Origin of the sequence: Streptomyces coeruleorubidus (assembly GCF_008705135.1) — a bacterium.
Lineage (GTDB): Bacteria > Actinomycetota > Actinomycetes > Streptomycetales > Streptomycetaceae > Streptomyces > Streptomyces coeruleofuscus.
Map to the genome: position 1 here is coordinate 3,234,998 of NZ_CP023694.1, position 13,768 is coordinate 3,248,765.

General features: G+C 72.1%; 12 protein-coding genes. 2 read left to right on the forward strand and 10 right to left on the reverse strand.

Features of this window, described 5'->3' with window-relative positions:
- Positions 1-99: 99 nt before the first annotated feature.
- Positions 100-366: a 30S ribosomal protein S20 gene (gene rpsT, locus CP976_RS14905; protein ID WP_086849999.1), complete on the forward strand. Its 267-nt coding sequence runs from the start codon at positions 100-102 to the stop codon at positions 364-366.
- Between the two features lie 175 nt (positions 367-541).
- Here the strand turns inward: rpsT and CP976_RS14910 are convergent, their stop codons facing one another.
- Positions 542-937 carry a nuclear transport factor 2 family protein gene (locus tag CP976_RS14910; RefSeq protein WP_150480804.1) on the reverse strand — a complete coding sequence of 132 codons (396 nt, stop codon included), beginning with the start codon at positions 935-937 and terminating at the stop codon, positions 542-544.
- A gap of 85 nt (positions 938-1,022) precedes the next feature.
- On the opposite strand from CP976_RS14910, the gene CP976_RS14915 reads away from it, so the two are divergent.
- The gene (locus tag CP976_RS14915; protein WP_150480805.1) at positions 1,023-1,460 is read left to right on the forward strand and encodes a VOC family protein; all 438 of its coding nucleotides are present in this window, start codon (positions 1,023-1,025) and stop codon (positions 1,458-1,460) included.
- Between the two features lie 94 nt (positions 1,461-1,554).
- Here CP976_RS14915 and holA read toward each other — a convergent pair whose 3' ends face one another.
- The 9 genes from holA to leuS form a co-directional block, all read right to left on the reverse strand.
- Positions 1,555-2,544, reverse strand: coding sequence for a DNA polymerase III subunit delta (gene holA, locus CP976_RS14920; RefSeq protein ID WP_190146794.1), 990 nt, complete (start codon positions 2,542-2,544; stop codon positions 1,555-1,557).
- An 82-nt stretch (positions 2,545-2,626) separates the two neighbouring features.
- Positions 2,627-2,872: a ubiquitin family protein gene (locus CP976_RS14925; protein WP_078945276.1), complete on the reverse strand. Its 246-nt coding sequence runs from the start codon at positions 2,870-2,872 to the stop codon at positions 2,627-2,629.
- 38 nt (positions 2,873-2,910) lie between these two features.
- On the reverse strand, positions 2,911-3,792 hold the full coding sequence (locus CP976_RS14930; RefSeq protein WP_150480807.1) for a YceI family protein: 882 nt from the start codon (positions 3,790-3,792) through the stop codon (positions 2,911-2,913).
- A gap of 234 nt (positions 3,793-4,026) precedes the next feature.
- On the reverse strand, positions 4,027-4,866 hold the full coding sequence (locus CP976_RS14935) for an arylamine N-acetyltransferase family protein (RefSeq protein ID WP_150480808.1): 840 nt from the start codon (positions 4,864-4,866) through the stop codon (positions 4,027-4,029).
- A 4-nt stretch (positions 4,867-4,870) separates the two neighbouring features.
- A complete protein-coding gene (locus CP976_RS14940; protein ID WP_373304839.1) occupies positions 4,871-7,597 on the reverse strand; it encodes a ComEC/Rec2 family competence protein in 2,727 nt (908 codons plus the stop codon).
- A complete protein-coding gene (locus CP976_RS14945) occupies positions 7,594-8,742 on the reverse strand; it encodes a ComEA family DNA-binding protein (RefSeq protein WP_150480809.1) in 1,149 nt (382 codons plus the stop codon). Before CP976_RS14945 ends, CP976_RS14940 begins: the two co-directional genes overlap by 4 nt.
- 119 nt (positions 8,743-8,861) lie before the next feature.
- Positions 8,862-9,707 carry a DegV family protein gene (locus CP976_RS14950; RefSeq protein WP_150480810.1) on the reverse strand — a complete coding sequence of 282 codons (846 nt, stop codon included), beginning with the start codon at positions 9,705-9,707 and terminating at the stop codon, positions 8,862-8,864.
- A 72-nt stretch (positions 9,708-9,779) separates the two neighbouring features.
- On the reverse strand, positions 9,780-10,541 hold the full coding sequence (locus tag CP976_RS14955; RefSeq protein ID WP_150480811.1) for a hypothetical protein: 762 nt from the start codon (positions 10,539-10,541) through the stop codon (positions 9,780-9,782).
- A 138-nt stretch (positions 10,542-10,679) separates the two neighbouring features.
- On the reverse strand, positions 10,680-13,553 hold the full coding sequence (leuS, locus tag CP976_RS14960; RefSeq protein WP_150480812.1) for a leucine--tRNA ligase: 2,874 nt from the start codon (positions 13,551-13,553) through the stop codon (positions 10,680-10,682).
- Positions 13,554-13,768: the final 215 nt, after the last annotated feature.

Consider the following 13,768-nt stretch of genomic DNA (forward strand, 5'->3'; position numbering starts at 1 on the left):
CCTCATGCCCTCTCGCAGGAGGCACTCCTCAAGAAATCACCCGGTACAGACCGTGCGGCATCCGTGCGGCCCCGTGCCAGAACCTGAGAAGGCTCATTCGTGGCGAACATCAAGTCCCAGATCAAGCGGATCAAGACCAACGAGAAGGCTCGGCTGCGCAACAAGGCCGTCAAGTCCTCCCTCAAGACCGCGATCCGCAAGGCCCGTGAGGCTGCTGCCGCGGGTGACGCCGAGAAGGCCACCGAGTACCAGCGCGCTGCCGCGCGCCAGCTCGACAAGGCCGTCTCGAAGGGCGTCATCCACAAGAACCAGGCTGCCAACAAGAAGTCGGCGCTGGCTCAGAAGGTCGCCGCGCTCAAGGGCTGACGTCTGATGTGACGCCGGAGGGAATCGAGCGGGCCCTCTCTCATCCGCTCCCGTCCGGCACCCCTCGGGTCCGCGCGCGGCCTGCGTTCGCCACGCGGGCGCGGATCCAACAGCTTGAAGCGAAGGCCGGGTGTCCTCCTGTTCCCCATGGGAGGGCACGCGGCCTTCGGCCTGTTCAGGACCAGAATTCGTTGTTCGCGTCGATGTCCTCGACACACTCGTCGAGGTCGGTGACCTTGTCCCCGACGATCCGGAAGATGATGCATCCGGTGTCGTCCAGGCGCTTGCCGCCCCGCTCGGCCGTGAAGCGGGTCATGCCGACCGCGTGACCGCGGCCGTCGACACAGATGCCGATCAGTTCGGCACGCGCCGTCCCGTCGGTCTCCGCGCCGAGCCGTTCGTACATCTCGATGATCGCGTTCACGCCTTTGAAGTCACCCGACAGCGGGTGCTCTCCGGGTACGTGGTGTGTGGCGTCCGCCGCTATCAGCCCGCGCAAGGCGTCCATGTCACCGCGCGAGAAGGCATCGAATCCCTTGCGGACCAGCGCCGCGTGCGGGTGCTCAGCCATGTCCGTCGCCACCTCTCCGTCACTTGGCGAGTACGGCTGCACTCCCGATTCTCCCTCCGGGCGGCTCCGGCGGCACAGTGGAGACATGGACGCAGGCGATGACGCAGACAACAGGAACGTGCTGGCCGGAGCCCGTGTGGCGACCCGGCTCCCCGCTCAGGACCTGGACCGGGCACGGCGCTTCTACGCCGAGAAACTCGGCCTGGAACCGGCCGACGAACGGCCCGGTGGGCTGCTGTACCGGTGCGGCGGCGCGGAGTTCGTGCTGTTCCGGTCGACGGGAGCCTCGCCCGGCACCTTCACCCAGATGGCGCTGGAGGTCGGCGACATCGAGGCCGCCGTGGCGGAGCTCAAGCGCCGCGGCGTGGTCTTCGAGGAGGTCGACGTGCCCGGCTTCCGCACGGAGGGCGGGATCGCCGAGATCGAGGGGAACTACCCGAGCAAGGGCGCACGGGGCGAACGCGGCGCCTGGTTCCGTGACAGCGAGGGGAACCTGCTGGGGATCGGGGAGCCGGTGGTCTGAGCGGGGGCTCGGCCACTTGGGCCCGGTCGGGGGCGAGGGGTGCTGCTGGGATCACCCACCCGGGCCCGGATCGGGGCGCGGGGCGCTGCTGGGATTACGCCCGGCCCCTGGACCGCGCCGCCCGTGCGATGGTGACCACCGCCTTCTCCAGGGCGTACCCGGGATCGTCCCCGCCGCCCTTCACCCCCGCGTCCGCCTCGGCCACGGCCCGCAGCGCCACGGCCACCCCGTCCGGGGTCCAGCCCCGCATCTGCTGCCGCACCCGGTCGATCTTCCACGGCGGCATGCCCAGCTCCCGGGCGAGATCGGCCGGCCGTCCGCCACGCGCCGACGACAGCTTGCCGATCGCCCGGACGCCCTGCGCCAGCGCACTCGTGATCAGTACGGGCGCCACTCCGGTCGACAGCGACCAGCGCAACGCCTCCAGCGCCTCCGCCGCCCGCCCTTCGACCGCCCGGTCGGCGACCGTGAAGCTCGACGCCTCGGCCCGGCCCGTGTAGTACCGTCCGACGACCTCCTCGTCGATCGTCCCCTCGACATCCGCGACCAGCTGCGACACCGCCGACGCCAGCTCCCGCAGGTCGCTCCCGATCGCGTCGACGAGCGTCTGGCACGCCTCCGGCGTGGCGGACCTGCCCACCGCCCGGAACTCCTGCCGCACGAACGCCAGCCGGTCCGCCGGCTTGGTCATCTTCGGGCAGGCCACCTCGCGTGCGCCCGCCTTGCGCGCCGCATCGAGCAGCCCCTTGCCCTTGGCCCCGCCGGCGTGCAGCAGTACCAAAGTGATCTCCTCGGCGGGCGCGCCGAGATAGGCCTTCACGTCCTTGATCGTGTCGGCCGACAGGTCCTGCGCGTTGCGTACGACGACGACCTTGCGCTCCGCGAAGAGGGACGGACTCGTCAGCTCGGCGAGCGTGCCGGGCTGCAACTGGTCCGGGGTCAGGTCCCGTACGTCCGTGTCGGCGTCGGAGGCCTTCGCGGCGGCCACCACCTCCTGCACGGCACGGTCGAGCAGCAGCTCCTCCTGGCCCACGGCGAGCGTCAGGGGGGCGAGAGGGTCGTCATTCGCAGTCTTCCTGGCCATCGCGACAAGCATCCCACGCGGCACTGACAACGGACCCCGAAGGGCTTACGGCTCGCACGCCTGCGGACCGGACCCCAAAGGCCTACGGCTCCTCCCGCCAGCCCTCCCACTCACCGGCGAACCGGTCCAGCTCCCCGGGGTCCAGACGCTCCTCCTCGTCCCTCAGGACGACCAGCCACTGCGCGTCCTCGGCGTCGTCCTCACCGGCCAGCGCGTCCCGCACCAGCTGCGGCTCCTCGACGACCGCGAACCGCTCCCGCAGCGCCTCCACCACCTCTTCCGCGGCATCACGGTCGGGCAGCACCAGCACATGTCGCACATCACTCACGCCGGCCATTGTCCGACACCGGCTCACGGCCCGGCCGCTCAGCCCTTGCGCACGACCTGCACGTCGAGGTCGACCTTGATGCTCGGCCCGACCACCGCGATGCCCCGGGCCAGCATCGTCTGCCAGCTCACCGTGAAGTCGTCCCGGTGCAGCTCGGTCGTGGCCCGGCAGGCCGCCCGCACCTCGCCCTCCATGCCGTTGCCCAGCCCCAGGTACTCCGTGTCCAGCGTGACCGTGCGCGTCACGCCGTGCAGCGACAGCGCCCCCGTCACGGCCCACCGGTTCCCGCCCTTGTGCACGAACCGGTCGCTGTAGAACTCGAGGGTCGGGAACTTCGCGACGTCCAGGAAGTCCGCCGACCGCAGATGGTCGTCGCGCATCCTCATGTTGGTGTCGATGGACGCCGCGTCGATCACCACGTGCATCGCCGAATGCTCCACCGGCTCGCTGATGCGTATGACTCCCGCGAAGGACTTGAACTGTCCGTGGATCCGGGCGAGTCCGATGTGCCGCGCGGTGAAGCCGATCGAGGAGTGCGCCGACTCGATCTCCCAGTCGCCGGGCCCCGGCAGCTCCGCCGGCCGGGCCACCTGGAGCGTCACGTCACCGAGCGAAGCGAGCGAGTTCTCGGCGACCTGCGTGGTCGCCCGGTACGGCGTGTACCCCTCCGCCGACACGGCGAGCCGGTACTCCCCCGCGGGCACCGTCGTCATGAACGACCCGAACGGATCCGCTCCCCCGCTGACCACGGGACGCCCCATGGTGTCGGTGACCGCGAACTCCGCGTGTCTGACCGGTTCGTTGACCGGGTCGAGTGCCCGGCAGGCCAGCACCCCGGCGCTCGGCGGCATCAGCACCGCCGCCAGGGGACTCGTCCGTTGCACCCGATTGGTTCGGCTTCCCAGCCAGCGGCCGATCATGGACACCTCGCGCGACTCGAAGTCAGCTGTTTGATCACGGTTAACCGAGGAGGCATTCGACCACCGATGAGGCATTCGAGGCAACACGAGACCACATCACGGGAATCCAGCACTTGTGCTGGGACTACGCACGAGTAGCACCATGTGGCCCAAGTGGGGCTTCTGAGCCTCTCTACCCCTTCTGCCCTCGCTACCTCATCGCCCCTTTTCTCCCTTCTTGCTCCTCTGTTGGGATCAGCTCTCCTGGCCGCTGCCCCGAACCGTCGGCACCGAGCCCAGCTCGATGCCGAACCGCTCCCGGTACACCCCGAGGACCTCCTCGTCCGTCCCCAGCTCCCGCTCCTGACGGCCGCCGTCGGCCCCGGTCACCGTGAACCTGCGGCCGCTGAGCGTGATCCGCCCTCCGTCCTCCGTGACCCGCGAACAGACCAGCGACCGCGTGAAGTGCGACACCGGCGACGTGCTGTGCCACCACACCCCGGCCACGAAGTCCCCGAGCACCCGCGGCCGTACCTCCAGCCGGTACTGCGGTCTGCCGTCGCGGATCACGTCCAGGTCCGCCGCCTCCACCGTGTCGTGCCCGCCGCGCACCCCCGCCGCGTCCGGCTGTGCCTCGACGATCCGGAACGTGCCCCCTGGATCCTCCTGTTCTCCCCTCTCCCCGAACGCCAGCGGCAGGTGGCTGTGCGCCCCGAACCCGACGTCGGCCAGCCAGTCGCCCCCGTCCACCGTCCGCACCCGCAGCGCGAGATGGTCGTACGGGATCCCGAGCCGCTCCTCGTCCCCGTAGACCCGCGCGGCGAGCAGCGCCACGTCGTACCCCAGCGCGGCCAGCAACGCCCCGAAGGCTCCGTTGAGTTCGTAACAGAACCCGCCCCGCCGGGCGCCGACCACCTTGTCCAGCAGCCGCTTCTCCTCCAGCACGATCTCCTCGCCGAGGTGGATCGACAGGTTCTCGAACGGCACGGTCCGCAGGTGGCGTAGGTGCAGTTCGCGGAGCACGTCGACGGTGGGCCACGCCGGGTGCTCGACTCCCAGGCGGCGGAGATAGGCATCAACCTGTGCTGAGTGCATGCCCTCAGTCTCGCGCCACCCTCAGCTCCCCGCCCCCTCCTACGACCGCGAGCGCGCCGTCCCGGTCCGTCCGCAGCACCGCCGCACCCCCGGCGCGCAGCGCCGCGACCGTGCCGGGCGCCGGATGCCCGTAGCTGTTGTCCGCACCGCAACTGATCAGGGCCAGCCGCGGGGCCGCCCGGTCCATCAGGCCGGGGTCCTGGTAGGCCGAACCGTGGTGGGCGACCTTCAGCACGTCCACGCTCTCCAGTTCCTCGGCCGCCGGTGATCTCGCCAGCGCCCGCTGGGCCGGGGGTTCGAGGTCTCCGAGGAGCAGCAGGCGCAGCCCGGCCGACCGGACCAGCATGGCGACACTGGCGTCGTTCGGCCCCTCCGGCGCCGGGTGGGGCGGGAGCAGGTGCGGATGCGAGCCCGGCGGAGGGGTCGGGGGCCGGCTCGGGGGCGGCCACACCACCTGCCAGGACAACTCCCCCGTGCGGCGCTGCTCCCCGGCGGCGGCCCGCGTCAGGGGAACCCGCCGGGCCGTCGCCTGTCTCCGTACGAACGCGGCCTGGTCGGCGGGCTCTTCGAAGCCGGTCGTCTCGATCGCGCCCACCGCCCGTCCGCGCAGCACCCCCGGCAGGCCCGCCACATGATCGGCGTGGAAGTGGGTGAGCACGACCAGCGGAATCCTGGTGATGCCGAGTGAGCGCAGGCAGTGGTCGACAAGCTGCGGATCGGGTCCCGCGTCCACCACCACTCCGCTGCCCTCGCCCGCCGCGAGCACCATGGCGTCGCCCTGTCCCACGTCGCACATCACCAGCCGCCAGCCGGGCGGCGGCCAGCCCGTGACCACCCGGGTCAGCGGCGGCGGCTGCACGACCACCAGCACCAGCGCCAGGCCGCAGACACCGCACCACCAGGGGTGCCCGAGCAGCCGCCGCCCCACGAGCAGCACCACCAATGTCACGGCCGCGAGCAGCGCCGCACCCGCCCAACTGCCCGGCCAGTCCACTCCCGCTCCCGGCAGCGCCGCCCCGGTACGGGCGACCTGTGCGATCCACTCGGCGGGCCAGTGCGCGCACCATGCCACGACCTGGGCCACCGGCATCGCCACCGGTGCCGTGGCCAGTGCCGCGAAGCCCAGCACGGTGGCCGGCGCGATCGCGAACTCCGCGATCAGATTGCACGGCACCGCCACCAGGCTCACCCGCGCCGACAGCACGGCCACGACGGGCGCGCACAGGGCCTGCGCGGCGGCAGCGGCGGCCAGCGCCTCGGCGAGCCGCGGCGGCACCCCGCGCCGCCGCAGCCCGGCACTCCAGCGCGGCGCGAGTGTGAGCAGGGCGCCGGTGGCCACGACGGAGAGCAGGAAGCCGTAACTCCGGGCCAGCCACGGGTCGTACATGACCAGAAGCAGAACCGCCGTCGCCAGCGCCGGGATGAGTGACCTGCGGCGGCCGGTCGCGAGGGCGAGCAGCGCGACGGCTCCGCAGGCCGCGGCCCGCAGCACGCTCGGGTCCGGTCTGCACACGACGACGAACCCGAGTGAGAGCACACCCCCGAGCACCGCGGTCGCCCGCAGGGAGACACCGAGGCGAGGCGCGAGCCCCCGCCGCTCGACGTGCTGCGCCAGGCCCGGCGGCCCGAGCAGCAGGGCGAGCAGGATCGTGAAGTTGGCCCCGGATACGGCCAGAGTGTGCGTGAGGTCGGTCTCCTTGAAGGCCTCCTCCAGCTCCGGGGTGATCCGCGAGGTGTCCCCCACGACCAGCCCCGGCAACAGGGCCCGGGCATCCGCCGGCAACCCGTCGGTCGCCTCCCGCAGCCCGGCCCGCAACCGCCCGGCAAGCCGCTGAGCAGCCGAGGGTTCCCCCACCACCTCCGGTTCGGCCCGCCCCCGCACCCGCAGCACCGCCGCGACCCGGTCTCCGCCCGTCATCGCGGGCGCCAGCCGCGCGCCGACCCGCAGCCGCGTCGACGGCAGCAGCCCCAGCCACGGCGACCGCACCGGCCCGCCCGCGGTCTGCCGCCCACCTCCGGCAGACCCCGTCGCGGGCACGGGTTGTCCATCCCTGACGGCCCCGCTCGCCCCGCCCGCGGGTGCCGACCGCCCACCCTCGACGACCCGGCCGGCCGACTCCACGTCGACGATCATCAGCACCGGCGCCCGCGTCACCACCGTCGCGCCACCCGCCTCCTGGACGCGCCGTACCTCGGCGTCGATCAGCACGGCGGTCGGAGCGACATGATCGCCCCGGACCTTCGGCCGGGTGAGCCGGGGGTCGGAGGTGACCTCGACCTCGGCGGTCACCGTCGCGTACTCCCGCGCCAGGCCGGGCACGGGCCCCCGGCGCAGGTCCGCCCCGTGCAGCCCGGCCGAGGCGGCAGCCGCGGCCACGCACAGCAGCACGGCGGCGGCCGACGCCCGCGACCAGGAGGCCCACCCCGCTCGCCGGGCCAGGGGCAGCAGGCCGATGGCGGCCAGACATCCGGCCACGATGCCCAGGACCCACCCCGGCGGCGCGTCCAGCACCAACGCCGCCGTACCCCAGGCCGCGAGAGCGGGTGGGACGAGCCGTAGGTCCGTGGGTCCTTCCTGCCGCGGACGGGCGCTGCCCAGCCGCTTGCCGGAGGAGGCGTGCACGGACGACCTGGCGGGAGATGCGGACCCGGTGGGAGGGGCCGGTCCGGCGGTCAGCGTCTCAGGTGCCGCCTCGTCCCGCCGCGCCGGCAGCTCGGGGGCCCCGCTCATGGCCGTACGAGATTCCGCAGGTCGGCGAAGCGGCGCTCGCCGATGCCGTTCACCTCGCGCAGCTCGTCCACGGAACGGAAACCTCCGTGCTGCGTGCGGTAGTCGATGATGTGCTGCGCCAGCACCGGGCCGACACCCGGCAGGGTGTCGAGCTGGTCGGCGGTGGCCGTGTTGAGGGAGACGGGAGCCGCCGGCAGCACGCCGCCCGCCGCCGCACCGGCCGTGCCTCCGGCAGCCGTACCGTCCGTGCCGGTCCCCGCGGCGGGAGCCGGTCCGCCCACGATCACCTGCTCGCCGTCCACGAGGAACCGGGCGCGGTTGAGACCGTCGGTCTTCGTGCCGGGCTTCACCCCGCCCGCCGCGCGCAGGGCGTCCGCGACGCGCGAACCGGCCGGCAGCCGGTGGATCCCGGGTTCACGGACCTTGCCGCCGACGTCCACGACGATCTCGGCCGCCCCTGCCGCCCCTGCCGCCTTCGCCGCTCCTGCCGGCGCGCCCGCTCCGTGTCCCGGCTCCGCCGGCCCGCTCTGCGCCCGCTCACCGTAGGGTGCGGCCGCTCGCACCACCTCGGGCGGCCGTACGGACTGGGTCCGGCCCGCCCAGAAGTGCTGCGCGGCGAACGCCGCCGCGACGACGAGCACCACCGTCAGCGCGAGCACGCTCCGCCGCTCCAGGCCACACCTCGCCTGCAACCACACGGGCATGCGCTCCCGCACCGCGAGCCGGGCCCGCTCCCGCCAGGCCCCTTCCGCAAGGCGACCGTCCCCGCCGACTGCCCCGGCGCCCGCCCCACCGCCGACACCGTCGGGGACGCGGGCGGACGCCACCTCGACATCCACACCGACATCCACACCGGCTGCCGTAACGGTCTCCGGCCGATCCAGCCCATGCCGGGCACGTCCTACGGCAATCGTCTCCTCGGGCGGACCATGGCCCGACTCCCGCCGCTCCCCGCCCCGTTCGGCAGGCCCGCCGAACAGCACTTCCGCGCGGCGGCGGAGTTCCTCCGCCGAGGCATGGCGGTGCCGTGCCCGGCCGTGTGCGACAGGCCGGTGACGGCGGTGACGGATGCGGCCGTCGGACGCCGGTCCACGGCCGGGCCCGCTGGTCGCAGTCGCTGTGCGTGAACGTGATCGAAGTGCCATGCGACGAGGATCGGCCACGTCGGCACACTCGCGATGATCTTGCGCAATTCCCGGGGACCGCGGCCGACTTGTGGATAACCGGGCCACCCACACGGGTGATCAGAGCCCGCCGTGACCGTTCACTGCGGCGAAACCACGACTCCCAGCAACCCGGGCCCGGTGTGCGCCCCGATCACCGCCCCGACCTCGCTGACATGCAGATCGGCAAGCCCGGACACCCGTGCCCGCAACCGGTCGGCGAGGGCTGATGCCCGGTCCGGGGCGGCGAGATGGTGAACGGCGATGTCGACCTTGGCGCTGCCCGCGCGCTCGGCCGCGATCTCCTCCAGGCGTGCGATCGCCTTCGACGCGGTCCGCACCTTCTCCAGCGGTTGGATACGGCCGTCGGTCAGTTGCAGCAGCGGCTTCACCGCGAGCGCCGAGCCCAGCAGGGCCTGCGCGGCACCGATACGGCCGCCGCGGCGCAGGTAGTCGAGGGTGTCGACGTAGAAGTAGGCGGACGTGCCCGCGGCCCGCTTCTCCGCGGCTGTGACGGCCTCGTCCACCGTGCCGCCCGACTCCGCCGTCTCCGCCGCGGAGAGCGCGCAGAAGCCGAGCGCCATCGCGATCATGCCGGTGTCCACCACCCGCACCGGCACCGGCGCCTGCCGTGCGGCGACGACCGCCGCGTCGTACGTACCGGAGAGCTCGGCGGAGAGATGGAGGGAGACGATGCCGGTGGCGCCGGACTCGGCGACCTTGCGGTACGTCTCCTCGAAGAGGGCGGGGCTGGGCCGCGAGGTCGTCACCGGGCGCCGCTTCTGCAAAGCCTGGGCGAGGGCGCGGGTCGAGATCTCGGTGCCCTCCTCCAGCGCCCGGTCGCCGAGGACGACGGTCAGAGGTACCGCTGTGATGCCGTGGCGCTCCATCGTCCGGGTCGGCAGGTAGGCCGTTGAATCGGTGACGATCGCGACATGGCGGGACATGAGCTGGAGGTTACCTGCCGTAGCGCCCGTGCGGCAGCCCGGCCCCCGTGCCCTGTGACGCGACTGGCCGGATCAAGTGGTGCTCTCGGGGCGGGGCTTCTTCTGCCAGGGGTAGGTGGGACGCGGCCCCGGCGGGGTGATGGCGGGCCGCGCCGGCTCGTCCGCCGGGCTCGACTGCGGGGTCTCCGGCCAGGTCTGCCCGGCCGTCGCGGCATCGGCGGCGGGAGCCTCGGGCCACGGCCTCGCGGCGGGCTGCGGTTCCGGAGAGGAGGCGGGCTGGGACTCCGGCGTCGTCGTCCAGTGCCGCAGCGCCCCGGCCTCCATGTGGATCTGGGCGCTGAGTGTGTCCAGGTCGTCCTCCGCGAAGCGGTGGGCGCGGTCACGGGCGGCCCAGCGCAGGGCGTCCGCCGACTGAGTGATGCGTTCGGTGCGCTCCCGCAGCTCGGGCAGCCGCCCGCCGAGCGCGCCGCGGTCGGGCTCGGACTCCAGGCGCTTCAGCTCGTCGTCCAGCTCGTGCCCGTGCGCACTGAGGCGTTCGAAGAGGCCGAGGGACTCCTTCAGGGACTCGTCCTCGGCGACGGCCGCGTGCAGCGCGTCCTGGGTGGCACGCATGGAGGTGCGCAGTTTCAGCCGGAGTTGGGCGAGTTCGCCCGCGGCGCCCGGCTGGGCGAAGGACTTGGCCCGCAGGGTGTGGTCCTCGACCGTGCGGCGGGCCTGCGAGATGCCGCGGTCCACGCCGCGCTTGGCGGCGCCGACCACCTTCACCGTGGCGTACACACCGAGCCCGAGAAAGAGCACGAAGAGCAGGGCGAATACTGCGATCACTGCTTCCACCGGCTCCTCCTCAGGGCGTATCGGCACGTCTCACGCCGCTCTTCAACGGTAAACGCAACAGGCAGGCCCGGAGTTCCACAAGAACCCCGAACCTGCCCGTAGGGGACCACCCTGAGAGCCGTCCGCACTGCCTGGCGGCTACGCCGGAACGATGTTCACCAGCTTCGGCGCCCGCACGATCACCTTCCGGATCCCGGCCCCGCCCAGCGCGGCGACGACCTTCTCGTCGGCCAGCGCGGCCTTCTCCAGCTCGTCCTCGGAGATCGACGGCGAGACCTCCAGCCGCGCCTTGACCTTGCCCTTGATCTGCACGACGCAGGTCACGGTCTCGTCGACCACGTACGCCGGGTCGGCCACCGGGAAGTCCTGGTGCACCACGGAGTCCTCGTGCCCCAGCTTGCGCCACAGCTCCTCGGCGACGTGCGGGGCCAGCGGCGCGACCATCAGCACCAGCGGCTCGGCCACCGAGCGCGGCACCGCGCCGCCCGCCTTGGTCAGGTGGTTGTTCAGCTCGGTGACCTTGGCGATGGCGGTGTTGAACCGCATGCCCTCCAGGTCCCCGCGCACCCCGTCGATCGCCTTGTGCAGGGCGCGCAGCGTCTCCTCTTCCGGCTCGGCGTCCACGACGGTGACCTCGCCGGTCGCCTCGTCGACGATGTTGCGCCACAGCCGCTGGAGCAGCCGGAACTGGCCCACCACGGCGCGCGTGTCCCAGGGCCGGGAGACGTCCAGCGGGCCCATCGCCATCTCGTACAGACGCAGTGTGTCGGCGCCGTACTCCTCGCAGATCTCGTCCGGAGTGACCGCGTTCTTCAGGGACTTGCCCATCTTGCCCAGCAGGCGGGAGACCTTCTCGCCCTGGTAGTAGTACGCGCCGTCGCGCTCCTCCACCTCGGCGGCCGGCACCGCGATGCCACGGCTGTCGCGGTAGACGTAGGCCTGGATCATGCCCTGGTTGAACAGCTTGTGGAACGGCTCGGCGGAGGAGACGTGCCCCAGGTCGTACAGGACCTTGGACCAGAAGCGCGCGTACAGCAGGTGCAGCACGGCGTGCTCGGCGCCGCCGACGTACAGGTCGACACCGCCGTGCGGCTGTCCCTCGCGCGGGCCCATCCAGTACTGCTCGATCTCCGGGTCGACCAGCTTCTCGCTGTTGTGCGGGTCCAGGTAGCGCAGCTCGTACCAGCAGGAACCGGCCCAGTTGGGCATGGTGTTGGTCTCACGCCGGTACTTCTTCGGGCCGTCGCCCAGGTCCAGCGTGACGTTGACCCAGTCCTCGTTGCGGGACAGCGGGGTCTCGGGCTGGGTGTCGGCGTCGTCCGGGTCGAACGTGCGCGGCGAGTAGTCCTCGACCTCGGGCAGTTCCAGGGGCAGCATCGACTCGGGCAGCGCGTGGGCGATGCCGTCCTCGTCGTAGACGATCGGGAAGGGCTCGCCCCAGTAGCGCTGGCGGCTGAACAGCCAGTCGCGCAGCCGGAAGTTGACGGTGCCCTCGCCGGTGCCGGACCGCTCCAGCCACTCGGTGATGCGTGCCTTGGCGTCGACGACCCCCAGGCCGTCCAGGGAGACACTCTCCCCCGTGGAGTTGACGATCTTCGCGTCGTACGACACGAAGGCCGCGTCCCACGTCGAGGTGTCGGTGCCGCGGCCGTCGGTCGGCTCGACGACGCAGTTGATCGGCAGCTCGAAGGCGCGCGCGAACTCGAAGTCACGCGTGTCGTGTGCCGGGACCGCCATGATCGCGCCGGTGCCGTAGCCCATCAGCACGTAGTCGGCGATGAAGACCGGGATCTGCTCGCCGTTGACCGGGTTGGTCGCGTAGGCGCCGATGAAGACGCCGGTCTTGTCCTTGGCCTCGGCCTGGCGCTCCACGTCGGACTTGGAGGCGGCCTGGGCGCGGTAGGCGGCGACGGCATCCCCGGGGGTCGCGTGGCCGCCGGTCCACACCTCGTGGGTGCCCTCCGGCCAGGCGGCCGGGGTGAACTTCTCGACCAGCGGGTGCTCGGGCGCCAGGACCATGTAGGTGGCGCCGAACAGGGTGTCGGGGCGGGTGGTGAAGACGGTGATGCGCTCGCCGTCGATGGGGAAGTCGACGCGGGCGCCCTCGGAGCGGCCGATCCAGTTGCGCTGCTGCAGCTTGATGGCCTCGGGCCAGTCCAGCTCCTCCAGGTCCTCCAGCAGCCGGTCGGCGTAGGCCGTGATGCGCATGTTCCACTGGCGCAGCTTGGCCTTGAAGACCGGGAAGTTGCCGCGCTCGGAGCGGCCGTCGGCGGTGACCTCCTCGTTGGCCAGTACGGTGCCCAGCCCGGGGCACCAGTTGACCGGCGCGTCGGAGGCGTACGCCAGCCGGAACTCGCCCAGGACGTCGGCCTGCTCTGCGGCGCTCAGGTCGCTCCACGCGCGCGTGTGTCCCGGTACGGGCCGCTCACCGGACTCGAACTGGCCGATCAGTTCGGAGATCGGGCGGGCCTTCCCGGCCTCGTGGTCGTACCAGGAGTTGAAGATCTGTACGAAGATCCACTGGGTCCACTTGTAGTACTCCGGGTCGATCGTGGCGAACGACCGGCGCTTGTCGTGGCCCAGGCCCAGCCGGCGCAGCTGGGACTTCATGTTCTCCATGTTGGCTTCGGTGGACGCGCGCGGGTGCGTGCCGGTCTGCACGGCGTACTGCTCGGCGGGCAGGCCGAAGGCGTCGAAGCCCAGGGTGTGCAGGACGTTGTGGCCGGTCATGCGCTGGAAGCGCGCGAACACGTCCGTGGCGATGTAGCCCAGCGGGTGTCCGACGTGCAGGCCCGCACCCGACGGGTACGGGAACATGTCCATGACGAACTTCTTGGGCTTGGCGACGACCGACCGGTCGCCCGCCAGGTCGCCCTTCGGGTTGGGCGCGCCGTAGGTGCCGTCGGCGTCCCAGAAGTCCTGCCAGCGTGCCTCGATCTCGGCTGCCATGGCGGCCGTGTAGCGGTGCGGCGCTGCCACCTCGGAGGCGGCAGCGGGGTTCGTCTCGCTCATGATCCTCAAAGCTCCATCGATCGTCTCTGCCTGCGGCTGTGTCGTTCGAGAAACGAAAAATCCCCTCGCACAGGAGGGGACGCCGCGCCGATTCCGGCCACTCGACTCGTCCGGCGGCCGGGACTGATCAGCGCGGCCCGCTAAGCAGAAGGCGTACGGCACGCATGGCGTTAGGGTACCGCAGGCCCCCAGCGCGTCGCGACGCGCTTCCGGTG

What these genes read in the sequence shown, in the direction of transcription:
- CP976_RS14935 (WP_150480808.1), bottom strand. Translation starts at nt 4,866, where the DNA reads ATGCACTCAGCACAGGTTGATGCCTATCTCCGCCGCCTGGGAGTCGAG.
- leuS (WP_150480812.1), bottom strand. Translation starts at nt 13,553, where the DNA reads ATGAGCGAGACGAACCCCGCTGCCGCCTCCGAGGTGGCAGCGCCGCAC.
- CP976_RS14940 (WP_373304839.1), bottom strand. Translation starts at nt 7,597, where the DNA reads ATGAGCGGGGCCCCCGAGCTGCCGGCGCGGCGGGACGAGGCGGCACCT.
- CP976_RS14915 (WP_150480805.1), top strand. Translation starts at nt 1,023, where the DNA reads ATGGACGCAGGCGATGACGCAGACAACAGGAACGTGCTGGCCGGAGCC.
- CP976_RS14930 (WP_150480807.1), bottom strand. Translation starts at nt 3,792, where the DNA reads ATGATCGGCCGCTGGCTGGGAAGCCGAACCAATCGGGTGCAACGGACG.
- CP976_RS14910 (WP_150480804.1), bottom strand. Translation starts at nt 937, where the DNA reads ATGGCTGAGCACCCGCACGCGGCGCTGGTCCGCAAGGGATTCGATGCC.
- CP976_RS14945 (WP_150480809.1), bottom strand. Translation starts at nt 8,742, where the DNA reads ATGGCACTTCGATCACGTTCACGCACAGCGACTGCGACCAGCGGGCCC.
- holA (WP_190146794.1), bottom strand. Translation starts at nt 2,544, where the DNA reads ATGGCCAGGAAGACTGCGAATGACGACCCTCTCGCCCCCCTGACGCTC.
- CP976_RS14950 (WP_150480810.1), bottom strand. Translation starts at nt 9,707, where the DNA reads ATGTCCCGCCATGTCGCGATCGTCACCGATTCAACGGCCTACCTGCCG.